14 protein-coding genes are annotated in these 26,522 nt (G+C 64.7%); 7 read left to right on the top strand and 7 right to left on the bottom strand.

Annotation, left to right across the window (positions count from 1 at the left end; translation table 11 throughout):
- A partial coding sequence (locus NTZ26_11960; GenBank protein MCX6561212.1) for a S41 family peptidase occupies positions 1-2,399 on the top strand: 2,399 nt, incomplete at its 5' end.
- Positions 2,400-2,415: 16 nt separating this feature from the next.
- Entirely contained in the window at positions 2,416-4,242 is a 1,827-nt protein-coding gene (locus tag NTZ26_11955; GenBank protein MCX6561211.1) for a beta-lactamase family protein, read from the top strand.
- 15 nt (positions 4,243-4,257) lie between these two features.
- On the opposite strand, the gene NTZ26_11950 is transcribed toward NTZ26_11955, so the two are convergent.
- Positions 4,258-4,686: an S-adenosylmethionine decarboxylase gene (locus NTZ26_11950; GenBank protein MCX6561210.1), complete on the bottom strand. Its 429-nt coding sequence runs from the start codon at positions 4,684-4,686 to the stop codon at positions 4,258-4,260.
- Entirely contained in the window at positions 4,686-5,015 is a 330-nt protein-coding gene (locus NTZ26_11945; protein ID MCX6561209.1) for a hypothetical protein, read from the bottom strand. The genes NTZ26_11950 and NTZ26_11945 overlap by 1 nt, the downstream gene beginning before the upstream one ends.
- Before the next feature lie 155 nt (positions 5,016-5,170).
- On the opposite strand from NTZ26_11945, the gene NTZ26_11940 reads away from it, so the two are divergent.
- On the top strand, positions 5,171-5,830 hold the full coding sequence (locus NTZ26_11940; GenBank protein ID MCX6561208.1) for a hypothetical protein: 660 nt from the start codon (positions 5,171-5,173) through the stop codon (positions 5,828-5,830).
- Positions 5,831-5,856: 26 nt separating this feature from the next.
- Here NTZ26_11940 and NTZ26_11935 read toward each other — a convergent pair whose 3' ends face one another.
- Positions 5,857-7,467, bottom strand: a complete 1,611-nt coding sequence (locus NTZ26_11935) for a glycoside hydrolase family 27 protein (GenBank protein MCX6561207.1) — start codon at positions 7,465-7,467, stop codon at positions 5,857-5,859.
- A gap of 242 nt (positions 7,468-7,709) precedes the next feature.
- On the opposite strand from NTZ26_11935, the gene NTZ26_11930 reads away from it, so the two are divergent.
- The 4 genes from NTZ26_11930 to NTZ26_11915 are packed head-to-tail and all read left to right on the top strand — an operon-like array spanning position 7,710 to position 17,416.
- Positions 7,710-11,039 carry a glycosyl hydrolase gene (locus NTZ26_11930; protein ID MCX6561206.1) on the top strand — a complete coding sequence of 1,110 codons (3,330 nt, stop codon included), beginning with the start codon at positions 7,710-7,712 and terminating at the stop codon, positions 11,037-11,039.
- Between the two features lie 36 nt (positions 11,040-11,075).
- Complete coding sequence (locus NTZ26_11925; GenBank protein MCX6561205.1) at positions 11,076-13,013, top strand: CocE/NonD family hydrolase; 1,938 nt, start codon at positions 11,076-11,078, stop codon at positions 13,011-13,013.
- A gap of 28 nt (positions 13,014-13,041) precedes the next feature.
- On the top strand, positions 13,042-15,768 hold the full coding sequence (locus tag NTZ26_11920) for a protein kinase (GenBank protein MCX6561204.1): 2,727 nt from the start codon (positions 13,042-13,044) through the stop codon (positions 15,766-15,768).
- Between the two features lie 19 nt (positions 15,769-15,787).
- Positions 15,788-17,416: an alpha-L-arabinofuranosidase gene (locus NTZ26_11915; GenBank protein MCX6561203.1), complete on the top strand. Its 1,629-nt coding sequence runs from the start codon at positions 15,788-15,790 to the stop codon at positions 17,414-17,416.
- On the opposite strand, the gene NTZ26_11910 is transcribed toward NTZ26_11915, so the two are convergent.
- The 4 genes from NTZ26_11910 to NTZ26_11895 all read right to left on the bottom strand — a co-directional run bounded on the left by NTZ26_11910 (position 17,408) and on the right by NTZ26_11895 (position 26,502).
- Positions 17,408-19,852 carry a phosphoketolase family protein gene (locus NTZ26_11910; protein ID MCX6561202.1) on the bottom strand — a complete coding sequence of 815 codons (2,445 nt, stop codon included), beginning with the start codon at positions 19,850-19,852 and terminating at the stop codon, positions 17,408-17,410. The genes NTZ26_11915 and NTZ26_11910 overlap by 9 nt on opposite strands.
- Positions 19,849-20,331: a GNAT family N-acetyltransferase gene (locus tag NTZ26_11905; protein MCX6561201.1), complete on the bottom strand. Its 483-nt coding sequence runs from the start codon at positions 20,329-20,331 to the stop codon at positions 19,849-19,851. The genes NTZ26_11910 and NTZ26_11905 overlap by 4 nt, the downstream gene beginning before the upstream one ends.
- Before the next feature lie 25 nt (positions 20,332-20,356).
- Complete coding sequence (locus NTZ26_11900; GenBank protein ID MCX6561200.1) at positions 20,357-23,266, bottom strand: M28 family peptidase; 2,910 nt, start codon at positions 23,264-23,266, stop codon at positions 20,357-20,359.
- Positions 23,267-23,370: 104 nt separating this feature from the next.
- A complete protein-coding gene (locus NTZ26_11895; protein MCX6561199.1) occupies positions 23,371-26,502 on the bottom strand; it encodes a hypothetical protein in 3,132 nt (1,043 codons plus the stop codon).
- Positions 26,503-26,522 lie beyond the last annotated feature (20 nt).

Genomic DNA, 26,522 nt, shown 5'->3' with positions numbered 1-26,522 from the left:
TCTACACCAAGGCCGGCGCGGCGGCGCCGAAGAAGGTCGACATCCGCATCGCCGCGGACGGGCGCCAGGTGCTGGAACGCACCGTGCCCATCGGCGGCGGCATCACCGAGGGGCGCCTCTCGCCCAACGGCAAGGAAGTCGCCTACGTCTTCCGCGGCGAAATCTTCGTCGGCAGCATCGAAGGCGGCGTCACCAAACGCATCACCGACACGCCCGGGCAGGAGCGCAGCGTCAGCTTCAGTCCCGACGGGCGGTCGCTAGTCTACGCCGCGGAACGGGACAACAACTGGAACATCTGCACGACTTCGATCGTGCGCAAGGAAGAGCCCTATTTCTACGCCTCGACCCTCCTCAAGGAGGAGCCGGTCGTCGCCACCGCGGCCGAGGAGTTCCAGCCGGAATACTCGCCCGACGGCAAGGAGATCGCCTACCTCGAAAACCGCGTCGTCCTGAGGGTCGTCAACTTGGCCTCCAAAGAGGTCCGGACGATCCTGCCGGCCGTGCACAACTATTCCTATTCCGACGGCGACCAGAACTACAAGTGGAGCCCCGACGGCAAATGGTTCCTCGTCCAGTTCGGCTTCGTCCGGCTGTTCACCCCCCAGGTCGGCCTGGTCTCGAGCGACGGCAAGGGCCAGGTGATCAACCTGACGAAAAGCGGCTTCGACAGCGCCAACATGCGCTGGGGCATGGACGGGACGATGATGTACTATGACTGTGATCGCGAAGGCGCGGTCAACACCGACCAATCGGCCGTCCAGTACGACGTCTACGGAATGTTCTTCACCCGGGCCGCCTACGACAAGTTCCGCCTGTCCAAGGAGGACTACGCCCTCTGGAAGGAGCAGGACGACAAGGCCAAGGAGGAGAAGGCCAAGGAAGACAAGGACAAGGTCAAGGACCCCAAGGCCCCGGCCATCAAGCCGGACGAGGCCAAGAAGGATCTCGTCTTCGAGCTCGACGGCATCGAGCGGCGCAAGATCCGCTTCACCATCCACTCCGCCGACATCGCCGACCAGGCCCTGTCCAAGAACGGCGAGAAGCTCTTCTACCTGGCCCGCTTCGAGAAGGGCTATGACCTGTGGATGACCGAGCTGCGGACACGGGACACCAAGCTCTTCGCCAAGCTGGGAGCGAACCAGGCGGGCCTGGAGATGTCGGCCGACGGCAAGTTCCTCCTCGTGGTCGCCGACGGGCGGGCCATGAAGATCGACCCCGAAAGCGGCAAGTCGGAGCCGGTCGCGATCGGCGGCGAAATGGTCCTCGATCAAACTGCGGAGAAGGCCTACATGTTCGATCACATGTGGCGCCAGATGAAGCAGAAGCTTCTTGTGGAGGACCTCTACGGCGCCGATTGGGACGCCTACTACCCGATCTACCGGAAGTTCCTGCCGCACATCAACAACAACTACGACTACGCCGAGATGGTCAGCGAGATGCTGGGCGAGATGAACGTCTCCCACACCGGCTGCTATTACTCGGGGGCTCGCACGGCCCTATCGGATGCGACGGCCGCCCTCGGCCTGTACATGGATTACGATTTCTCCGGCCCCGGCCTGCGGGTCGCGGAGATCCTGAGCGGCGGACCGCTGGACAAGGCCGCGCTCAAGATCCGGGCCGGCCACGTCATCGAGAAGATCGACGGCCAGGTCCTGGACGGCTCGTTCGACCATTACAAACTCCTCAACCGCAAGGCCGGCAAGCCGACGTTGCTGTCGGTCTACGATCCCGCGACGAAGGCGCGCTGGGAGGAGTCGATCAAGCCGATCTCGACGGGCGAGGAGAACGGGCTGCTCTACCGGCGCTGGGTCAAGGCCCGCCGGGACGAGGTGGACAAGCTGTCCGGCGGCCGCATCGGCTACGTCCACGTCCAGAGCATGAACGACGCCAGCTACCGGACGGTCATCGAGGAAGTCCTCGGCTTGAGCCCCGACAAGGAGGCCCTGATCGTGGACACGCGATTCAACGGCGGCGGCAGCCTGCACGATCAATTGGCCGACTTCCTAAACGGGAAAAAAGTCTTTGACATCGTCCCTCGCGGCCAGCTCGTCGGCATCGAGCCCTACGGCAAGTGGATCAAGCCCTCGATCGTCGTAATGGGCGAATGCAACTACTCGGACGCCCACCTGTTCCCCGTCGAGTACAAGGTCCGGGGCATCGGCCAAACGCTGGGCATGCCCGTGCCGGGCACGGGGACGTTTGTGTGGTGGGAAAACCAGATCGACCCCACCATCCGCTTCGGCATCCCCCAGGGCGGCTGGCGGACCCCCGACGGCAAGCTCTGTGAGAACAACCAGCTCGAGCCCGATATCCGGATCAAGAACGACCCGGATATCATGGCCGCCGGCCGCGATCAGCAGATCGAGGCGGCGGTCAAAGAGCTGCTGAAGAAGAAGTGAACGGGAGGCAACGGCCATGAATCGCAGACCCCACCGCCTTATCGGCACCGCGCTCGTAGCCGCGCTCGCACTCATCGTCGCCGCGACCGGAGCGGGATGGGCCGCACAGGACGCGACACAGGCCCGCATCGAGCGGGTCGAAAACGGCCTCCGCTCGGTCGTCCCTATCAAGGGGGAACCCGGCCGGAACATCCTGGAGCGGATGAAGGCGCTCGCCATCCCCGGCGTCGGCGTCGCGGTGATCTCGGATTACAAGGTCGCCTGGGCCAAGGGCTACGGCGTCATGGACGCCGAGACCAAGCAGCCGGTGACCGAGAAGACCCTGTTCGTGGCGGGCTCGGTCAGCAAGCCCATCGCGGCCATGGGCGCCCTGCGGCTGGTCCAGGAAGGAAAGCTGCGGCTCGACGCCGACATCAACGACGCCCTGCGGTCGTGGAAGCTTCCGGACAACGCGTTCACCAAGACGAAGAAGGCCACGCCGCGCCTTCTCATGAGCCATAACGCCGGGACCACCGTGCATGGCTTCCGCGGCTACGCCGCGGGGGAGCCCGTTCCGACTCTGCGGCAGATTCTCGACGGCGAGCCCCCGGCCAATTCCGCGCCGATCCGGGTGGATCTGGAGCCGGGCAAGCTGTGGCGCTATTCGGGCGGCGGGGTGACGATCATGCAGCAGGCCCTGATCGACGTCGAAAAGAAGCCCTTCCCCGAAATCCTGCGGGAGAAGGTCCTGGCCCCGATCGGCATGACCTCCAGCTCCTATGAGCAGTCGTTCTCGCCCGAACGGCTGCCTTTCGCCTCCTCCGGCCATACCGCCGACGGCAAGGTCATTGAGGGCAAGCGATTTATTTATCCGGAGATGGCCGCCGCGGGGCTCTGGACCACACCCACCGACCTGGCCAAAGCGGCCATCGAGCTGCAGCTCTCGATCCAGGGCAAGTCCAACAAAGTCCTGAACCGGGAGACGGCCCGGCTCATGGTGACGCCCCGGATCAAGGTCGCGGCGGACCAGGACATGGCCCTGGGCTTTTTCCTGGAGAAGAACGGCGCGTATTTCGGCCACGGCGGGCAGGACGTCGGCTACATCTGCAGCCTGGTCGCCGGTGTGGAGGGCGGCAACGGCGTCGTGGTGATGACGAACTCGGAGGGCCGCGCGGGCGAGCTGATCGGCGAGATCACGAGGGCCGTCGCCCAGGAATACGGCTGGAAGGGCTACGTTCCAGAGCCGGTCGAAGTCATTTCCCTCGGCGCAGATCAATTGAAACCGTTTGAGGGGCGTTTCCGGCTGGATTCGGACAATGTCCTGACCATCAAGGTCAGCGGGAGCGCCCTGACGGGACAGGAGACGGGCGCGCCGGCCTTCGATCTACTGCCCGTTTCGCCGACCGAATTCGTGCGCCGGGATCAGCCTGTCCGCTATGCCTTCGATGCGTCGGGAGGGCTCGCCATCCGGCGCGGGAGCGGGGACTTCAAGGTCGAGCGGCTCGCAACCGGCGAAGCGGTCCCCCTGGAGCGCCTCATGATGGGACGCTTCGACGAGGCCGTCGATCTTTATCGGAAAGTCCACACCGCGAATCCCAAGGACGCGGCGATCGCAGAGGGGCGGCTGAATACCATGGGCTACCAGATCATGGCCCGGAAGCTCTATGCGCCTGCCGTCAAGATCTTCGAACTCGCCGTCGAGTTTTATCCGGAGTCCTGGAACGCCTACGACAGCCTGGCCGAGGGCCTGGCGGCCAAGGGCGATGTTGCGGGGGCGATCAAGAACTACGAGAAATCGATCGCCCTGAACCCCAAGAACGTCGCCGGGGCGGAGAAGCTCGCGAAGCTGAAAGAGAAGCGTTGACCGCGACCCGGAAGCTTATCGCTTTTTTCCTTTACCGGCGCGCTTGGGAGAGAAAACGTTCTCGAGCCAGGCTCTTGATTCGGTCGTCTTCTGGTCCGTATTGGTCCGCAGCTTCTTGTACTGATGGCCGCGGGAAACGAGCTGGATGGCCGCCAGGCTCCCGTCGATGCTGTTGCGGAGCTCCTCGACGACCCCGTCCGTCTCGAAGAAAGTGCAGGAGAAGAGATCCAGGTAGGCCCGCTTCTGCTTGGGAAAGACGTGCAGGCTGATATGGCTCTCGGCGATCATGGTCATGATGGAGACCACACTCTCCCCCGCGACATCCGTCCGGACCGCGTACGGCCTCATGATCGGCGTCATCCCGATCTTGTGCGGCAGATGGTCGAAGAGCTCGACCAGCGAGTCCAGGGTCGGGATCGTCCTTAGCCGCGCGAAATCCAGCATCAGGTGGGGGCCGAAATCGTTTTGCTGATCGATGCCGGAGCGCGGGAAGGCGCGGACGCGGCCGCCCCGCAGGGCCAGGTGGCGGGTCCGCCGCTCGGCCGGCGGAACGAGAAGGTATGGATCGTGAAGTGGCCGCCGGCCAGGAAGACGAAGGCGCTGATGCCGCAATCTTCGGGAATGACCCCGTTGTAATACGGCAGGACGAAAGGCGGCATGAGGGCTTTCAGCCCCAGCCGGAGCGGGATCTCGTCCAGCACCTCGTGGACGAGGTGGATGTCGTCGAGCCGCGAGCGGAAGCCGCGGAAAGCGTCCAGCGTAAAGTGATACATCCTCATTCCTTTGGTCGAGCGGCGACCTCAACTGTTATTATCCATGATTGAAGCGATTCAATCCAGCCGCCATTCGCGCCCATCACTTCTCCTTGACTCCGCTATGGGAGCGGTTTTATATTGCGGTCGAGAAGCGCAAAAGACTGGAGGCCATCGTGAAGAAAACGGCGATCGGCGGGTTGATTTTCCTGGCCTGTTTGATGCTCCAAGCGGGGCTGACAGCGCAAGCGCCGGCCAAGACGATCCATTACGGGAACCTCGACTACACCATCGTCGACGATCCCTCGCCCAGCGAGCCCTCGAACTGGGTGGTCCAGCTTGACGATAAAAACAATGTCCAGGCGGTTCGACAATTGACGAACATCTTCCGGACCGACCGGGAATACGAATTCTGGCAGGGCAGCCACATCATCGCCGGCTATGGGAGCGGGATGAGCGATTACGGCTGGGGCTTCGACTGCCGTTCAGACGACAACGACGGCTGGGGCGCCATTATCCGTTACCAGGATGCGGACAACTATTACCGCTTCATCACCGTCCAGGACCCCGGCAACGGCGGCCCCTTCCGCCGGCTCGAAAAATTCGTCGCCGGGAAGAGGATCGTCCTCGACGAGAAGAAAGAGGGATTTGTTCTGGGCCAAGTGTATACGATTCGGATTAAAGCCTTCGGCGGCCAGATCGACGTCTATCTCGACAAAGATAAAATCCTGTCGGCCAAGGACGCGTCCTTCAGCAAGGGCAAGTTCGGCATTTTAACCTATGCCAACGCCCCCTTCTCGGCCTGGAACCTCTCACACTGGACGGACAACAGGTAGACGTGGATCCCCGCCAAGCGTTCGTCTTATCGACGAACGTCGGCCGCGACCTCCAGATCGACGTCGTAATAAAGGGCCGACATCGGCTTGCCTGATACGGGCTCGATATTGTCCGCCCGGACGAGGGCGTGATAGGCCCCTTTCTTCAAGCCCGCCGTAGACGCCTTATTGACGAGCTTTTGGCGCTTGCCGCTTCCCTCGACGGATACCGAAAGCCAGGCAGGAAGCGACTTCGGGTCGATTCTCCAGGCTGACAAGTCCGCACTCCCTTTGTTCGTCACGGTGATCGCCCCGGTCAGGGTTTGGGGATCAGGGCCGGGCGCCCGGAGCGCGACCCGATAAGTGTCGGCCACGATGATCGGGGGGATCGGAAAATCGTTCGTCTTTGAAACTCTGACGAACGCAGCCTCGTCGGGGCCGGCGCTGACCGTCACTCCTCCGGTCAATGGCCCGCTTGTCTCGTGCGTCCAGAGGTTCCGGACGTAGAGCGCGTCGCTCGCCGCGAACCCGATCTCCTCCCAAAGGATCTTCTTCTCGGCCTTGTGCTTGCCCTGATACAGCAGCAGCGCGGCCCGGCTGCCATCGAACAGGGGCTTGCCAGCCCAGAGGCTGAAATTGCCGTCGTTCCAGACCACGTGGCCCTGCTTGCCCAGCGGGTCCTGATTGACCGCGATCGCCTCCAGATTGGTCAGGATCTCGATTGTCGCGGCCGACATGCCGCGCAAGTCGTTTCCGGCGATGAGCGGCGAGGCCATCATGCACCAGAGGCTGAACAAAGTCCGGTTCCGGGCGTCGGTCAAGCCGGGCATACCGACGATCATCATGTCCGGGTCGTTCCAGCGGCCGGGGCCGGCGTAGTCCGCCAGCTTCTCGTTGGCGAAAGCGATCCGCAGGGCCCGGGCCCAGTCGGCCGCGGCCGGGGCGCAGATGTCGGAGGTCGTCCGCCACATATGGCCGATGGCGCCGGCCCACTGCCAGGGATACCCGTCGCCCCAGGAGCACAGGCTGTGGACGACCGGGCGGCCCGCGGCGCGTTGGGCCTGCCCGAGGAGCGAGTAGGTCTTGACGATGTCCTGGCCTTCGGAATTGCACCAATCGATCTTGATGTAATCGGCCCGCCAATCGGCGAACGATTTCATGTCCTCGAACTCGTTCCCCTTGGTGCCCGGCATGGCCGTGCTGCAGGTCTTCGATCCGGCGTCGGTGTAGAGGGCATATTTAAGCCCCAGGCCGTGGATGGAATCGCCCAAGCCGCGCAGGCCGCTCGGATAGCGCTGGAGGTTGGGCGTGAGCCGACCATCCGCACCGCGCGAGAAGCAGATGCCCTCGTCGGGGCCGACATAGGCATAGCCGGCGTCTTTCATCCCGCTCGAGACAAGCGCGTCGGCGATCTCCCGGATAAGCTTCTCGTTTTGGGGCTCTTGGCCGAAGATGTTCCAGGGGTACCAGCCCATGGGCGGAGTCAGAGCCAGCCCATCCACATCGGCATGGAACTTGGCTGGGGCTTGCGATGCCTGGGCCGGCTCTTCCGGCGGCTTGGCCGGCGAAGCGCAGGCCGCGAGAAGGAGCGCGGCGGCAGCCGTCAGGGCGATGGCCAAAGCCAGAAATCGGAAAAACGGGCTCTTGTTCGGGGTCATCGAGGTCCTCCTCGTCGCAGCTTCGGACGGAACGTCGTCAAGATCAGGCTCAGATTATTCCATTTCCGGCCGACACGTCAAAGCCGGCCTCCGGGTTCATTGACACGGCTCCATGCTCGGCCCTATCATGCCTCAAGAACCTCCTCTGAATCCCGCCCAAGGGCCGACCCGCCTGGCCGGCGCCACTCCCGGGATCAGACGGAGCCGGTCAAGTTCATTCCGAGACGAAAGGAGCCGCGTCGATGAGAACAAGAAACAATACAATCCGGATCGTATGGGCCGTCTGCCTCATAGCGCTTCTGGGCGCATGGGCCACGGGAGCCCAGGACCCCGGCGCCGCCCTCGCACCGGGCTTCAAGAACCCTCCGGACAGCGCCAAGCCGCGCGTCTGGTGGCATTGGATGAACGGCAACATTACCAAGGACGGGATCAAAGCCGACCTGGAATGGATGAAGCGCGTCGGCATCGGCGGCTTCCAGAACTTCGACGCGGCGCTCGCCACACCCCAGGTCGTCGCCAAACGCCTCGTTTACATGACGCCGGATTGGAAGGACGCGTTTAAGTTCGCGGCAACTCTGGCCGATCAGCTGGGCCTGGAGATGGCCATCGCGGGCTCGCCCGGCTGGAGCGAGACCGGAGGCCCGTGGGTGACGCCGGCGCAGGCGATGAAGAAGCTGGTCTGGAGCGAGACCCGTCTTGAGGGTGGGAAGCCGTTCTCGGGTCTTCTGCCCAAACCCCCATCGACTACGGGGCCGTTCCAGAACATGCCTCGGGAAGGATCCGGGGGAGGAAAATCGACGCCAAACCCCGAATACTACGGCGACAGCGCCGTGATCGCCTATCGTCTTCCGGACGGCGATATCCCGATGGCCGAGCTGCAGCCAAAGGTGACCTCCAGCGGCGGCTCCTTCAGCTTGGCCTCCCTCATCGACGGCGACCTGGCCAAAATGATCATCTTGCCGGCCGCTCCCGCCGAGCAGAAGGCCTGGATCCAGTTCGAATTCGAAAAACCTCTTGCCGTTCGGGGCCTCAGCGTCGCGGCGGAATTCCAGCGCCGCGGAAGCGAAGGCGATCAGGTCGTGGAAAGCAGCGACGACGGCCTGCAATTCCGGTTGATCCAGCCGATTCCCGACATCGGAACGATTGCGTTTCCCCCCGTCACGGCCAAGTTCTTCCGCCTGACGTTCAAGACACCCGCGCCTCCGGCGGGCGGCGGCGGCGCCCCCGCGGCGGCAACGGGGACAAAGATCGCCGAAATCGTCCTGTATACCGGGGCTCGAGTGAACCGGTTCGAAGACAAGGCGGGCTTTTCGGCGGCTTCCGATCTCTACGCCCTGGCGACGCTTCCCGTGCCGGTCCAGGACGCCGTGCGCAAAGCCGACGTCGTCGATTTGACCTCAAAAATGCGCCCGAACGGCCGGTTGGACTGGACGCCGCCGGCCGGCCGCTGGATGGTGCTCCGGCTGGGCTACTCGTTGACCGGCGCACGCAACTCCCCGGCTTCGCCCGAAGCCACCGGATTGGAAGTGGACAAGCTCAACCGCGGCCACGTCGAGGCCTATCTCAATCACTATTTGGGCCTGTATAAAGAGACGCTGGGCCCTTTGATGGGCAAGCGCGGCTTGCAGTACATAATCACAGACAGCTGGGAAGCCGGCGTCCAGAACTGGACCGATGATATGATCGCGGAATTCGCCAAACGCCGCGGCTATGATCCGCGGCCCTGGCTGCCGGTCCTGACCGGCCGGGTCGTGGAAAGCGCGGAATCAAGCGACCGCTTCCTCTGGGACTTCCGCAAGACGATCGGCGACCTGACGACGGAATATCACTACGACCAGATCTCGGCCTCCCTGCACAAGATGGGGATGGGACGCTACACCGAATCGCACGAAGGCGGGCGCGCGTTCATCGGCGACGGCATGGAAGTGAAGAAAAACGCCGAGATCCCCATGAGTGCGCTGTGGACGCCGGAGTCCTCCGGCGACGAGCCGCCCGGGTACGGAGTAGACATCCGCGAGTCGGCCTCCGTGGCTCATATCTACGGCCAGAACCTCGTGGCCGCGGAATCCCTGACGGCCTACGGCGGCAACCGGGGCGCCTGGAGCTGGTCGCCCGAAACCCTGAAGCCCACCGCGGACACGGAGCTGGCCATGGGCCTGAACCGCTTCGTCCTCCACACCTCCGTCCATCAGCCCGTGTCCGACAAGATCCCCGGCCTTTCGCTCGGTCCGTTCGGTCAGTGGTTCACGCGCCACGAGACCTGGGCCGAGCTGGCCAAGCCCTGGACCGGCTATCTGGCCCGCAGCTCCTATCTGCTTCAGCAGGGCCGGTTCGTCGCCGACATTCTCTATTTCTATGGCGAGGACTCCAACATCACGGCCCTCTTCGGGGCCAAGCCGCCGGACATCCCGGCCGGCTACGATTTCGATTTCGTCAACGCCGACGCGATCCTGCACCGTCTGGCCGCGGAAGGCGGGCGGATCACGACGCCGAGCGGCATGAGCTACGCCGTACTGGCACTGGACGCCAACAGCCGGCACATGTCCCTGCCCGTCCTGCGCAAGATCCGCGATCTGGTCGGCGCGGGCGCCGTCGTCGTGGGATCCAAGCCCGTCGATGCCCCAAGCCTGAACGACGATCCGGCGGCATTTCGCGCCATCGCTGACGAGCTCTGGGAATCTGGCGACGGCGAACACGCCTTCGGCAAAGGCCGCATCTTCGCGGGGCGAACGCTGGCCCAAGTCCTGGCCGCAGGGGGAATCGAACCCGACTTCCAATATGCGAAGCCGCGGACCGACACGAACCTCCGCTTCGTGCATCGCAAGCTGGCCGACGGCGAAATTTTCTGGGTCAACAACCGCAACAAACGCGCCGAAACGCTGGAAACGAGCTTCCGTGTTCAGGGCAAGGAGGCGGAGCTTTGGCACCCGGATACCGGCGAAATGGAGCCGGCGTCCTATCTCATCGCCAACGGGCGCACCATCGTCCCCCTGCGGCTCGACCCTTACGACGCCGTGTTCGTCGTGTTCCTGAAGCCGGCCGCCGCTTCGGCCCGGGCGCTGCCCGGGGCGAGCGAGATGTCGCTCGGTACGCTGGAGGGGCCATGGTCGGTCGATTTCCAGGCCGAGCGCGGGGCACCTGCCCGGGTCATGCTCGAAGGCTTGAAGTCATGGAGCGAGAGCGCCGATCCGGGCATCAAGTACTTCTCCGGCTCCGCCACCTACACCAGGACGATCCAGGCGCCGGCGGATTGGATGAAGCGCGGCGCTCGGCTTTGGCTCGACCTCGGCAACGTGAAGAACCTGGCCGAGGTGTCGATCAACGGCCGGCCGCTGGGCGTCCTCTGGAAAGCGCCGTTCCGGGTCGATGTGACGGAGGCGATCAAGCCGGGCCCGAACGAGCTGAAGATCAAAGTGACGAATCTGTGGGTCAACAGGCTGATCGGCGACACGCAGCCCGGCACGACTAAGAAATATACCTACACGACCCAGCCGTTCTATCGCGCCGATTCGCCGCTGCTGCCGTCGGGGCTTCTGGGGCCTGTGCGGATTCTGCGGAGCGCGGCGGAATAGAAAGAGACGCCGTAAAAGGTCGAAAGGAGAAATCTCATGTCTCATCGCCTCCTCAGGTTCGTTCCGGCCGTGATCGCCACGGCCGGAATTCTCCTCGGCTTCGGCATGTGGTCGGCCGGCCCGGCGGCCGCAAACCAGACCGCGCAGGCGCAACCGGCCCCGGCGGCTGCCGCGGTCGTCTCGACCGCGCCATTCACCCTGACCGAGGCGATGATCCCGATGCGGGACGGCGTCAAGCTCTACACCGCGGTCTGGACCCCCGTCGGCGTCCCCGGCCCGCTCCCCCTTCTCATGGACCGGACGCCCTACAACGCTGGTAGCCGTAACGCCGCTTCAATCCAGCGGGTCTATCAGGAGCTCGCCCGCGACGGCTACATTTTCGTCTTCCAGGACATTCGGGGCCGCTACAAGTCCGAGGGCCAATTCGTCATGATCCGGCCGCTGCGGATCGACCGCTCCGATCCCAAGGCGACGGACGAGACGACCGACACCTACGACACGATCGACTGGCTGATTAAGAACGTCCCCGGCAACAACGGCCGGGTCGGCGTTTTCGGCGTTTCCTACGACGGCTGGACAGCGATCATGGCCGCCCTCGAGCCGCATCCGGCTTTGAAGGCCGTCTCGCCGCAGGCCCCGGCCGGGGACATGTGGATGGGGGACGACTTCTTCCACAACGGCGCCTTCCGCCTGACCTACGGGTTCGAATACGCGGCCCGGATGGAGTGGCCCGCGAGCGAACCGCGCTTCAAATTCGATCGATACGACACCTATGACTGGTACCTGGCGCTTGGCCCGCTGGCCAACGTCAACGCCGCCTGCTTCAAGGGCCTCATTCCCACCTGGAATAACTTCCTCGCCCATCCCGCCTGGGACTCCTTCTGGCAGGGCAAAGCTCTTGACCGGCTGGTCGGGCCGCCCCAAGTGCCGACGCTGACCGTCGCCGGCTGGTGGGACCAGGAGGATTTCTACGGACCCCTCTCGACCTATCTGGCCTCCGAAAAGAGCGACCGCAACGGCCTAAGCTCTCTCGTCGTCGGGCCCTGGAACCACGGCGGCTGGACGTTCGGCCCGGGCGACAAGCTCGGCCGCATCGCCTTCGGCAGCGAGACCGGAGCGTATTATCGCGAAAAGATTCAGGCGCCGTTCTTCGCCCGCCATCTCAAGGGCCGGGAGACGGCGGCCCTGCCGGAAGCGACGACGTTCCGGACGGGCAGCAACGTCTGGACGACCTACAACACATGGCCTCCCCGCCAAGGCTACACCGATCGAGCGCTTTATCTTCGCGAAGGAGGGCGGCTGTCCTTCGAACCGCCGACCGGAGATGACGCAGCCGCCCGCGACACATACGTCTCGGACCCCGCCCGGCCGGTCCCCTACCGCCCTCGCCCCATTCAAGAAACTTATCATCCCTCGGGCTCGGATTGGGGCATCTGGCTGACCATGGACCAGCGGTTCGTCCAGGGCCGGCCCGACGTTTTAAGCTGGGAGACCGAGGTTCTGTCCGAGGACCTGACGGTGTCGGGGGCCATTCTGGCCAAGCTCTTCGTCTCCACGACCGGCAGCGACGCCGATTGGATCGTCAAGCTGATCGACGTCTATCCCGAGATCTGGCCCGACGAGCCCCGAATGGGGGGCTACCAGCTGATGATCGCCTCGGACATTCTGCGGGCCCGCTATCGCAAGAGCTTTGCCAAGCCCGAGCCCGTCAAGCCCGACGCGGTCGAGGACGTCACGGTCGATTTACGCTGGGCCGACCACACGTTCCTTAAAGGCCACCGGATCATGGTCCAGATCCAAAGCACCTGGTTCCCCCTCTATGACCGCAATCCCCAGACCTACGTCGACAGCATATTCGCCGCCAAGGCCTCCGACTACGTCGCGGCCCGGCAGAGCGTCTACCGGGCCAAAAGCCGGCCCTCGCGGATCGTCTTACCCGTCGCCTTGACATCCTCCAAGGGCGGATTAAGATAAGCCTATCCCGACCAGGGGGACGAGGAACATGATCGGCCGGACTCTGTTGCATTATCGCATCGTGGAGGAAATCGGCCGCGGCGGGATGGGAGTCGTCTACAAGGCCATCGACACCCACCTCGACCGCCCGGTGGCCATCAAAGTCCTGCCCCCCGACAAGCTGGCGGACCCGGAGCGCAAGCGCCGCTTCGTCCTCGAGGCCAAGGCCGCATCCGCCCTCCACCACCCGAACATCGTCGTCATCCACGACATCGCCTCGGACCAAGGCCAGGACTTTATCGTTATGGAATATGTGGACGGCGCCTCGCTCGACACCCTGATCGGCAGGCGCGGGCTGAAGCTCGGCCCGGCCCTCGGCTACGCGGTCCAGATAGCGGACGGGCTGGCTCGGGCCCATGCCGCGGGGATCGTACACCGAGATCTCAAGCCGACCAACGTCATGGTCGCCGCAGGAGGGCTGGTCAAGATCCTCGACTTCGGTCTGGCCAAGCTGGCCGAGCCCGCTTCCGATGCCGAACAGGGGCGGACCATGACCCTCACCCCCGACGACAAGCCGCGCACCGAGGAGGGCTTCATCGTCGGCACGGCCGCCTATATGTCCCCCGAGCAGGCCGAGGGCGGGACGATCGACGCCCGTTCGGACATCTTCTCCTTCGGCGTCCTCCTCTACGAGATGCTGACGGGGCAGAAGGCGTTCCAGCGCGACAGCCGGATCAAGACCCTGGCCGCCGTGCTGAACGAGGAGCCGCGTCCTGCCTCGTCCGTCAACGAGACCCTCCCTCCCGACGCGGAGCGGATTCTGACCCGATGCCTGCGCAAGGACCCGGCCCGCCGCTGGCAGACAGCCTCCGACCTCAAGGTCGCCCTGGTGGATTTGAAGGAGGATTCCGAGTCGGGCAAGCTCCCCGCCGCCGTCCGCCCCGCCCGCGCCGGCAAGCGGCCGTCGGCCGTCCGGCTGGCCGGATTGGTGCTCATTCTGGCCGCCGCGGCCGCCGTCCTGCGCCTGGCCGTCTTCAAGCCGGTCCGGGCGATCGCATATGAGACCACACGCCTGACTTTCGACACCGGCCTGACCATGACCCCGACGATCTCGCCGGACGGCAAGTTCGTCGTCTATACCTCCGATCGGGAAGGCACGGGGACCATGGATCTTTGGATGCAGCAGATCTCGGGAGGCAAGCCGCTCCGCCTGACCGACGATCCGGCCAACGATTGGTATCCGTGCTTCTCGCCCGACGGGACCAAGATCGCTTTCCGATCCGAGCGCGACGGCGGAGGCATTTTCGTCATCGACGCCTTGGGGGGCGTCGCCCGGCGGATCGCGGACCGTGGATCCGTGCCCCGCTTTTCCCCCGACGGATCGCTCATCTCGTTCATCTCCGTCCCGGGATCCCTGGAGTCAGGGCTGTTCGACATCTTTCTGGTCCCGGCCGCTGGCGGAACGCCGCGGCCCTTCCACCCGGAATTCAGGTTCTCCCGCGCCCAGATGGGGGCGGGGACGGTCTGGGCCCCGGACGGCAGCGCCCTGCTCGTCCACGGCGCACGGGACAACGATCCCGCCTCGGTCGACTGGTGGGTTTTGCCGATCGACGGCGGGGCTCCAATCAGGACCGGGGCGGTTGCCAACCTGGGGCTGGAGCTCCTCGTCCATTATCCCGAGGCCTGGCGGAAGGAGGGCGTTTATTACATCAGCGGCACGACGATCGAAGGCGTCAACATCTTCCGCGCGCCGATCGACGCCAAAACGCGGGTCGTCTCCGGGCCGGCCGTGCCGCTGACCTCCGGCCCCGGCATGAAGATCGGCGTGACCGTGGCCGGAGACGGCCTTCTCGCCTACTCTGCCGTCACGGCCGGAATTGACGCCTGGAGCGTCTCCGCCCGATCCGACCAGGGCGTTGTCTCGACGGATCTGCGCAAGGTCACCCATGACCTGATGCAGAAATACTCTCCCGCCGTCAGCCGGGACGGGAAGCAGATCGCCTTCATCGCCTTCGGCGGCGTGAAGGGGGCCAAGCTGGAGGTCCGCCGGATGGACTTCGCGAGCGGGCGGGAAACGGTCTTCCCTTGCCTGACCTTAGGCATGTCCTTCAACCATTATCCCCGGTTCAGCCCCGGCGGGTCGCTCCTCGCCTACCGGGACAGCTTCGCTGGGAAACTCCACACGTTCGTGGTGCCGGCCGGGGCGGCCGCCGGCCGCGACGTCGGCGCCGTCGGAAAGCTGCTGGACTTCTTCTCCTATCCCGACTTCGCCCTCGTCCAAGCCGACGCGAAGCATCTGGTCAAGCGGCGCTTGAGCTCCGGCGAACAATCCGTCGTCCTCGCCCTCCAGGACGGCTTCTTCGGTGACGGAAGCCTGTCACCCGACGATCGCTGGGCGGTTTATCGCGCCGGCCTGCCCGACGGGCGGGTCTCGATCGCAATCACCCCGGTGGGCCCGGCGCCGGCGTCCCCTTCGGGTATCATCCCCGTTGCCGTCAGCGATCGTTATGTGAGCAATCCGCGATGGTCCCCGAACGGGGGGTATGTTTATTTTTTATCGGAGCGAGACGGACGCTGCCGGCTCTACGCCCAAAAGCTCGATCCCCGGTCCAAGAAGCCGCAGGGCGAAGCCCAAGCCGTCTTCACTTCGCCGGGGGAGCGGATCAACCTGAACTATCCGATGGGCAACGGATTCATCGACGTGGCGGCGGACAAGATCATTTTCACGGTCGACGAAGCTTCGGGGAACATCGTCCTGCTGACGCCGAAGAAGTAAGCCGACAAGGAGCGCTGCCATGAACCCGATTCCGCGCCGGACGTTTCTCCTGAACACGCTCGCCGGCGGTGCCGCGCTGCTCGCCGCCCGGCCTCGGCTCGCCTCCGCCGGGCCGGAAGCCCGCATCGAGATCCTGCCGGACGAGCCGATCGGCACGATCGCGCCGGAGATCTACGGCCACTTCACCGAGCACATCGGCGGCGTGGTTTACGACGGGATCTGGGTGGGCGAGGATTCGCCGATCCCGAATATCGGCGGCATCCGTCGGTCGCTGGTCGACCATATGCGCCGGCTGAAGCCGCCCGTGGTCCGCTGGCCGGGGGGGTGTTTCGCCGACAGCTACAACTGGCGCGACGGCATCGGACCGCGCGCCCAACGCCCCCGCCGGACCAATTTCTGGATCGTCGACAAGGGCTTGCGCAACGCCCCCGACGGCCCCCAAAAGTACGAGCCCAACAGCTTCGGAACGAACGAGTTCGCCCACTTCTGCCGCCTGATCGGCGCCCAGCCCTACCTGGCGGCGAACCTGCGGAGTGCAACCTCCCGGGATTTTTACGAATGGGTCGAATACTGCAACGCCCCGGCCGGGCGAACGACCCTGTCCGACCAGCGAGCCGCGGCGGGCGATCCCGAGCCTTTCGGCGTCCGCTACTGGGGCGTCGGCAATGAATCCTGGGGCTGCGGCGGCAACTTCACGCCCGAAGAATACGCCGCGGAATTTCGCCGCTTCACGGCCTGGGTGCCCGATTACGGCCTGCCGCTCTCCTTCATCGGCTCCGGCCCGAGCGGCGACGACGCCGACTGGACGCGCCGCTTCTTCGCCCGCCTGGCCGAGCGCGACAAGGGCCTCCTCGGCCTTCTTTACGGCTGGGGCATGCACTACTACTGCGGCACGGCCGGCAAGGGCCAGGCCGTCGACTTCACCGAGGACGACTGGTACGAGCTGCTGGAGAAGGCCGTTCGGATGGAGCCGATCATCCTGAAGAACTGGGCGGCCATGGGCGAGATCGATCCCGCCCACAAGGTCCGGCTGGTCGTGGACGAATGGGGTGCCTGGCACCGGGCCGGGACCGAGGTCGACCCGACCTACCTCTTCGGGCAGACCTCGACGATGCGCGACGCGCTGATCGCCGCCCTGACCCTCGACATCTTCAACCGGCACGCCGACAAGGTGGCCATGGCCAACGTGGCCCAGCTCGTCAACAACCTCCACTCGCTCTTCCTGGCCCGCGGCGACAAGTTCGCGGCGACGCCCAATTTCCACGTTTTCGAGATGTACGCCGCCCATCAGGGCGGCCGATCCCTGCGCACGATCTTCACCGCGGCGGCGGTGGGCGCTCGCGCCGGCCGCGAAGCGAGCCTGCCCGGCTTGGCCGGGTCGGCATCGTTGAAGGACAAGGAGCTGATTCTGACGGTCGTCAATGCCCACGCTCGGGAACCCCGCGAAGCCGAAATCGCGGTCCGCGGCGCGACCATCAAGTCCGGCCGGCTTCGGGTTTTGCGTTCGGACGACATCCACGGCCGCAACACTCTCGAGGCGCCGCGGGCCGTCGAGCCCATGGAATCGGCGCTCCCCGGAGGCGGACGGACGATCGGGCATCGCTTCCCGGCCGCCTCGGTGACGAAGCTCTCGCTTCAATTAGCCTGAGGAGCGCGAGCCTCGGCCCGTCCACGCCCAATTCCTAATTTCCGGCAGATCCTGGCCATACCGGGCGATATACCGCTTGTGTTCGGCCAGCTTGGCGAGGTGCTCCTGCTTGACGACAGCCGCCCGCGGGCCCAGGCCGGGCACGCGCTCGATCACGTCGATGACGAGATGAAAGCGGTCCATATCGTTCATCACCACCATATCGAACGGCGTCGAAGTCGTCCCCTCTTCCTTGTAGCCGCGCACGTGCAGGTTCCCATGATTCGTGCGGCGATAGGCGAGCCGATGAACGAGCGACGGATAGCCGTGATAGGCGAAGATAATCGGCTTATCGGCTGTAAAAAGCGCATCGAATTCCCGGTCGCTTAGACCATGCGGGTGCTCGCTCGGCGGTTGGAGCTTCATCAAATCGACCACGTTGACGACCCGGACATTCAGCCGCGGGAAATCCCGCCGCAGCAGCTCGACGGCGGCCAGGGTTTCGAGCGTCGGAACGTCTCCGGCGCAGGCCATGACCACATCCGGTTCACCGCCCCGGGGGCTGCCGGCCCAGGTCCAAACGCCGATTCCGGCCGCGCAATGCTTGACGGCGGCGTCCATATCGAGCCACTGAGGCTCGATCTGCTTGCCGGCGACGATCACGTTCACATAGTTGCGGCTGCGCAGGCAGTGATCCGTCACCGAGAGCAGCGTATTCGCGTCGGGAGGCAGATAAACACGGATGATCTCGGCCTTTTTATTCACGACATGGTCGATGAAGCCGGGATCCTGATGGCTGAACCCGTTGTGGTCCTGCCGCCAGACGTGCGAGGAGAGCAGGTAGTTCAGGGACGCGATCGGCCGGCGCCACGGGATGCGATTCGCCACCTTGAGCCACTTGGCGTGCTGGGAAAACATCGAATCCACGATGTGGATGAAGGCTTCGTAACAGGAGAAAAAGCCGTGGCGGCCGGTCAGCAGGTAGCCTTCAAGCCAGCCTTCGCATTGATGCTCGCTCAGCATCTCCAGGACCCGTCCGTCGGGGGCGACATGATCGTCGCCGGGGACGATCTCGGCGGTCGAACAGCGGTTCGTCGCCTGGAAGACGGCGCCCCAGCGGTTCGAGGACGTCTCGTCCGGACAGAAGACGCGAAAATTGTCCGGATTTCGCCTGATCACGTCGCGGATGAACCCGCCCTGCACGCTCGTCGCTTCGGCGCTTCCGGCGCCGGGCCGGGGCACCGCCACCGCATAGTCGCGGAAATCCGGCAAGCGCAGGTCGCGCAGCAGAAGGCCGCCGTTGGCGTGCGGATTGGCGCTCATGCGCCGCTCGCCTTTCGGGGCCAGCGCCGCCAACTCGGGACGCAGCCGACCGGTCGAGTCGAACAGCTCCCGGGGCCGGTAGCTTTTCAGCCATCGCTCCAGAATCCGAAGGTGGCCCGGGCGCTTCATGTCGCCCATCGGCACCTGATGCGAGCGGAACGTGCCTTCGGTCGGCAGGCCGTCCACGACCTTGGGGCCGGTCCACCCTTTCGGCGAGCGCAGGATGATCATGGGCCAGCGCGGCCGTTTCTTGAAGCCGCGGGCCCGGGCGCGGCGCTGGATGCGCCGGATATCGGCCACGGCCCCGTCGAGCGCGGCGGCCATGAGGCGGTGCATCCGGACCGGGTCGCGGCCTTCGACGAACACCGGCGCATACCCGTAGCCCCGGAAGAGCGCTTCCAGCTCGCCGCGCGGAATACGGGCCAACACGGTGGGGCCGGCGATCTTGTAGCCGTTCAGGTGCAGAATCGGCAGCACGGCCCCGTCGCGGACCGGGTTGAGAAATTTGTTCGAGTGCCAGCTGGTGGCCAGCGGGCCCGTCTCCGCTTCGCCGTCGCCCACGACGCACGCCGCCAGCAGGTCGGGATTGTCGAAGACCGCCCCGAACGCGTGGGACAGGCTGTAGCCCAGCTCCCCGCCTTCGTGGATCGAGCCGGGCGTTTCCGGAGCCACATGGCTGGGAATGCCTCCGGGGAAGGAGAACTGCTTGAACAGCCGCTTCAGCCCCGCCTCGTTCGGCCCGACGGCGGGATAGACCTCGCTATAGGTCCCCTCCAGGTAGGCGTTCGCCACGATTCCGGGGCCGCCGTGGCCCGGCCCGGTGATGAAAAGGACGTTCAGATCGTTTTGCCTGATGACACGGTTCAGATGGACATAGATAAAGTTCAGCCCCGGCGTCGTCCCCCAATGGCCGAGCAGGCGCGGCTTGACGTGGGCCAGGGTGAGCGGCGTCTTCAGCAGCGGATTGTCGTAGAGATAGATCTGCCCCACGGAGAGGTAGTTCGCCGCGCGCCAATAGGCGTCGATCTTCCTCAGCTCGTCCGGGTCCGGAGCCTTCGCCTTTGTCCTCCTGAGGGGGACAAGGATAACGCCTCTCGGCCGCCGCTCGGGAGCGGCTTCCCCTGGGCTTTTCATACCAGTCTTTTCACATAGATGAACTTGTCGTCGCCCTCGTCGTAAAAGTCCCTAAGCCTGGCTTCCAGGGTGAAATCGTTTTTGTCATAGAAACCCCGGGTCGGGGCGTAGTGTTCGAGGCCGGACGTCTCGGCGATGATGAGGGTGCAGCCCAGGGCCCGGGCATGACGATAGGTCTCCTCCAGCAGCCTCCTCCCGATGCCCTGGCCGCGGTAATCGGCATGGGTGACGATCCAGTACAGGTCGAAGCTCGATTTGGTCATCGGGATCGGCCCGTAACAGGAGTAGGCGGCGGTCACGCCGTCGACTTCGGCAAACACGAAATGATAGCCGGTCGATTCCCCTTCATTCAGGCGCTCCTCGATCAGCTCGACGGCAACCTCCACCTCGTGATCGTAAAAGAACTTGGTGGAGACGACGATCTGCCGGATCCGTTCGACGTCTTCCTTCTCGGGCGTTGTCCGGAACGTGATGTTCATGGCCATTCCTTTTCCCTCGCCTGGGTTATTTAAGCCTCGTCAGGCCGGCGACCCGGGCCGTCGTCTCGATGGCGATGGCGGCCAAGGCGGAGCCGTAGTCGAGATCGATGCCTTCCATGGTGTCCCGGGAATCATGATACCCGGTGCGGTTTATATCATAGTTCTCCATCAACAACACGACCGGAACGCCGACATCGGAGAATATCTGGCCGTCGGTGTTGAAGAGCGAGTTGCGCGGATTGAGCGGGGTTCGGACCTGGCCTTGAAGGGCCAGATGCCTGGCCGGGATAGGCCGGTCGCCCTTTCCCGAAATCCGTCGACCCCGTCCCAAGTTCCGCCGGGCCGGGCTCTTGTTCCAACGAAGGGTGAGGGCGTTCCAGATTCGATTCGCCTCGTGGGCCTGCCGGGCCAGACGAAGCGAAGCGGCGCCGGTCCCCGGAGAGATTTGGAAGACGTCCCGCTCATCGTCCCGATTATGGCCGATCATATCCATCACGAAGGCGCCCACGACTTCGACCTTGGACAGGTCGACGTCCCGGCCGCAGCCTGTCTTCAGCCGGATCGTCTTTTCGATCAGGGTTCGGCAAAAATTCCGGGACCCCATGCAATCAGCCGGAAACTCCTCCCCCGTCAAATGCAGCAGCCAGACGTCCCTCTTGAGCTTCCCCGCTTTCGACAGCCTCAATAGGATCGGGGCGGCTTGCAGCAGGGTCGCGCCCGCCGAGGAGTTGTCGTCGGCTCCCCGGGCGGCCAAGCGCGGCCCACAACCGCCCCGGCCCTTCGCGTAGACATCCTCCATGTAAGCCGTGTCGTAGTGATCGGCCAAAACCACCGCCTGGCTTCTGTCCCTTCCGGGAATGACGACCAAGATATTGCGCTCGTGGAGGCGGCCTTTCTGGTTGCCCGTCCATCCGCCGAAAATCGGATAATCAAAATCGGTCCGCCAGGGGAACGGCAGCTCCCCGCACAGGGCCGTTCCGGCCAATCCGGCAGCCGCGATCGCCTTCCGATGGCGCTCCAGAAGATAATCCCCCAAGTTTTCCAAATCCCGGCTCTTCCGGTCGACGACGCGTCGGGTCGCCCGATCCTTCGGGATGTCCGCATTGTCTTTGTACACGAAGCGGCCCTGCGACAGGAGGCGGACATCGTCCCACCAGGCTTCCTCGAAAGCCCGGGTCGCGGTCTCGGCAAAAGTGAGCGATCCGGCCGGATCCGGCGGCCGCCGGGAGGAGATGGTTTTATTCAAAGCCGACTTCATCCTCCGTCCGGCGGCGGCGGTCCGGCCGCGGCGGCCCAGCCCCTCCAGCCATGGTTCGAGGCTTTGGCGCGGCGAGACGTCCAGCAGCCGCAGGGCGAACGATCGGGCTAAAGGCCTCCCGCCCAGCATCGACCGGCTCTCGAGAAGGGACAGGATGTTCCGGGCGGTCTGGTAGGCATACTGGTCCCGTCCGTCCGAGAATTCGGCAAGGGCGGATCGATGAAGAGGACGGTCCAGGACTCTCGGCCAAAGCTCCACGGGCTGGGACATTTTCGCGTCGTCGTCGTGGTAAGCGGCGAGATAGCCGCCCGGGCCGTCCGTTTGGACCTCCACCTCGCCGGAGGGACCCGAGAGGAACGCGACTAGAGGGCGGTGCAGGTAAACCTGGTAGGCCCCGACTCTCATCGGGGGATAGAAGAAGCGGTAGCCGAAGAGCCCTCCCTTAAGCATGGTCTTTTCCACGGCCCGAATGGCCTCCCGGTCCGCCTTCGGGCCGTCGAGCAGCCGCTCAAATTGATGATTCCAAAGCTGGCAGTTGCGGGCCAAAGGCTTGTCGTACAAGCCCATGGCCTTGGCCTCGGTGCTGAACAGGGCTTTGGCGATTTTGACGTTCCGGACAAGCGTGTTCAGCTCATCCTGATGGCGGTGCACTCTTTGCCAGCGATGGGTCCGGCCGAAAGAGCTTAAAACAAGCTCCTTGTTCAGTTCATGCTTCAGGCCTTTGGGATGGGGCTCGTGAAGCCATCCCGACTGGGCCACCCGGACGCCTCCCGGACCCCGACGGCGCGACACCATCGTCAGCAACGGAATCTGGCCGGCGATCGGCCAAGCCTTCTGAAGCTTCAGATAATTCGGCATCCCCCAGAAGACGAGGCTGCCCGGGAACGGAAGGAGGGCGATCCGGCCGGCTAAATAGAGGTCTTTGACGGGAGCGGGCAAAAAGCGGAAGGGCCTGAACGTCAGCAGGTAGCGAATCCCGGTCCAGGGAACCGCGTCCTTCACCAGGAAAGGTCGAGCCCAGCCCGGCCCCGGGAAATCGCCCTTTCCGGGAAGGATTCGGAAGCCGGCTCGGAACAAGGCTTTTTCGTCGTCGATCTTCGCCCCATAGGCGGCGTTGATCAGACGGCGGAAGAAGGCCAACCCTTCGCGGCCGGGGATTGGTTTGCCGGGTGCCGTAAAAAAGCCTTTCCAGAAGGTCCGCTCCGGCTCATGAAGGCTGTTCCCAAAAAAGGTCCAGCTGAGGCGGCCTTTATCATCCTGGGTACGCGAGAGCATCAGGGGCAGCAAGGCGACATACCGTTCATGGGCCAGGGTCCCCGCCCGGCCGGCCAGCTCCGGAGGCCAGTAAGGATTGCCTTTCAGGTTTTGGCCCCCGTGTCCGTGGATGAAAGGAGCGGGTCGCGCCTGCCCTAGGTTGATCAGGCCGCTCATGATCTGATGACCGATGTGCCGGATTCCGGGCTTCAGCTCGACCTCTTCCTCCAGCTCCGAGATCGGCCAGCCGCAAGGATCCGCCTCGGGGAAAAAGCCGTGATCCATCCTCCCGAGCGGCTTGCGCCCCAGGAACGGGCCCGGCATGTATTCCGAATAGGCCGCCAGGGGGAATCGTCCCTTGCCCTCGAACCAGGGATAGCCCGCCAAAAGCTCGGGCCAGCCGCGAGGGTCGTTTTCGGTCATGCTGTTTGAATGGGAAGGACGGGAATGTTTTATTTCCGAGTGAGATGATCATAGCCCCGGCCGCCGGCCGAGTCAATGATTGCCGCGGGCGGGACCGCTCGGCCTCAGCTTTTCAATTTCATCCGGACCGCGCCTTTGACCGTCTCCCCTGTCTTGATCAGGCGGCCCGCGCCATATTGAAACCCGAGCACGGACCACTCCTTGGGCCCTCCCGAGCCGCCGTAATAATCCAGGACTTTGAGCGCCGCTTCATGCGGCGTAAGCGAACAGCGCACGGTCTGCGTCCCGTCCGAGACCACTTTCACGGCCCCGCCCGGGCCGGCGAGCGAGGCCCAATAGATCCCCCGCTTGGAGCTTCGGAAGTCGTTCGAGCCCCAGGCGTGATCGTCGAGCGCGAAGGGTCTTTCTCCGGGGGGAACCGTCTGGGCGGCCGCCGGATGGGCCGACGCCGTGCCGGACGGACGGCCGATATAATCGTCGGGATAGACGGTGTATTCGGCCCGCCGCTCCCAGGCCAGCGTGGCGAAGGAGAGCGGCAGATCGAACTCCAGGCCAAGCTCGCGCACCCAGAGGTCCGGCCCGCTATAAGTGAAGGCGTACCCGAACTCGGCGTTTCCGTCCCGATCCATATGGACATCGTATCCGCCGATCCAATCGTCGCCGAAGCGGCCGCTCCAGCGGATCGAGCCGGCGCCGTGAGTCTCGCCGGTGAACTTCCACCCGGACGGATCATCGCCCGCGGGCGCCTCGCTCTTCAGCACGTGGAGCCGGGGACCTTTGAGCAGCACCTGCGTATCCGCGGCCAAGCCCCACATCAGTTCGCCGCTCTTGCGCTCGAAGGCCAGCTCACAAGCGTCGCCGCGCAGGTAGACGACGGACGCGCCCGAGAGGTAGCGGTCTTTTTCCTCGGCGATGTCGGCCGGCCGCCCGAGCGTCCAGGCTTCGACCGGGCGCGGCCTGAACGGCAGGCGAAAGCTGTTCAAGAGCCGATCTTCATCGAAGAACCGCAGCTCCAGCGTGTCATTCGGGCCGGCCTCGACCGGAAGGGCGATCGTCCCCCGGGACTGCGGCGGCACGTCCGCCCGGACCGTCCCCTGTTTTCCGGCCACCGCCCAACGGCATTCATAGAGGGAGAGGTTTTCGAAGACGTTTTGATTGAACACGGGCACCCGCACGGGGCCGGGGGGGAGAGGCTCCGTCGGAATCTGGACGGGCGAATAGGCCTGCCGCGACAGCTCCCATTCGGGCCGCGGCCGCCGCCAGGCGTCCACCATCCCCCAGACGGTGTCGCCGACGTATCCGTGCCCCGGTCCGCTATAGAGAGACTCCGCGTAGCGGATGAGCGGGGCGTCGCGGCGGCCGTTCTCGATGCCGCGGCCGGGGACGAGAAAGGCGTCGTCGGCCCAGGCCCAGATCATCGTCCCGACCTGGTTCTCGGTCTCGAACGAGGCCCGGATGACCTCGGGGACGTTCGTCACCCAGTAGTCGTGCATCCCGGGGTCGATCTCGAGGCTCGTCGCCAGGTCGCCCCAGCCGTGGAACACGGTCTGGCACTCGTCCATGAAGACCGGCTTGGGGATATCGGCCATCTTGCGGATGAATTCATGCAGGTTCGTCGGATGATGGTAGACGGCCATATCCGCCTTGTCTTCGGCAGGCGCGTAGGTGCCGCTGGAGGGCCGCGTCGGATCGATCTTTTTGATGTAATCCCTGGTCATCTGGAAGATCCGGGTGTAGCGGCTTTCGTTGCACATCGACCAATAGACCACGGAGGGATGGTTGCGGTCGCGCTCGACAAAGGAGGCGTAGATCCCGAGGTAAAGCGGGACGACACGAAGATCGTCCGAGTCGGCCCAGCAGGCCGGGCCCTCGTCTTCGATGTAGAGCCCGATCCGGTCGGCGACTTCGGGGGTATGCGGGTGCGGCGGGTAATGCGAGGTCCGGATGGCGTTGAGGTTGCAGCCCTTGATCAGGCCGAGGTCCTTCTCGACAAGTGCCGATGATATGGCCCGCCCGGCGGTCGGATCGGCGCTGTGCAGGCAGACGCCGAAGAGCTTGACCGGCTTGCCGTTGAGGGTCAAGCGCTTGCCCGCGACTTCCGTCTCCCGGAACCCGACGGGCGATTCGACCGCGGCGCCGTTCCAGGCAACTTCCAGGGCATAAAGGCGGGGGCGTTCGGCAGTCCACGGCTCCGGATGCTCGACCGATAAAACGATCGGAACCGTCTTCTCCTCCCAAGGCGAAAGGGAAACGGCCCGCGTTTCGGTCTTGACGACTCGGCCGGCCGGGTCCGACAAGCGCAGGCTCAGCTTCCCGTCCCCGACCGCACGACCCTGGGCGTTGGCCACCGTAGCGTTGATCGTGAGTGCCGCGGTCCGATAAGCGCCGTCATAATCCACGGCCCAATGGACGCGCGCGACGTGGGCCGGCTCGACGGCGAACACCTCGATCGGCCGCCAGATCCCGGCCAGCTCGAAGTACGCGTAAACGCTCATGTTGTCGATGAGCGCGGCGGGCGAACGGCCCTTGATAAACAAGTCGAGGGTGTTATCGCCGCCGAACCGGGCGGCCTCGGTCAAATCCAGCTCCACGGGGGTCGCGCCGCCGTCGTGGCTTCCGACCCGGACGCCGTTGAGCCAGGCTTCGCACCGGCTGTAGATGCCGTCGGCCCGAAGCTTGATCCGCTTGCCGCGCCAGTCCGCGGGAACCGTGAAGTCCTTGCGCATCACCGCCGTTTCGCTCTTGGCCCGGAGGCCCTTCATTTCCCAATTCGAGGGCACGTTGAGGGGCCGCCATCCCGTCGCGGTCCGCCAATCGGCGGGCGGATCAAGGAGAATCCGCCATGGCCCTTCCAGGGAAAGGCGGGTGGATTTGGGACGAGCGGTGAGGCGGAGCGGGATGTCGGAGACATCAATCGAAGCTCGATGATCCCGGACCGCGGCCGTAAGGCGGCCCCTGGCATTGAGCGGCGTCTCGACCGCGAAGAAGCCGTTCTCGCCCGTCACGGCGGTGCGGGTCCAGCCGTTCCCGGACAGAGTCACGGTCTCGCCCGCAAGCCCGGTGCGGCCGAGGTCCTTCGAGACCGTTCCAACGATATGGCCCAGGGAATCGCCCGAAAGCGCAATATCGACTTCCTTCGCTGCCCGCTCCAAGACCGCGCGGTCTTGGGCAAGCGAGAATAGCCCGAGTACGGCCAAGAAACCGAACGCGGCAAGCGGGGCTTTTTCTTCTCTCATGAACGAATTATAAGGGGCGA

This window comes from Candidatus Aminicenantes bacterium (assembly GCA_026393855.1).
Classification (GTDB): domain Bacteria; phylum Acidobacteriota; class Aminicenantia; order Aminicenantales; family UBA4085; genus UBA4085.
This window is presented reverse-complemented; position numbering and strand designations above follow the sequence as displayed.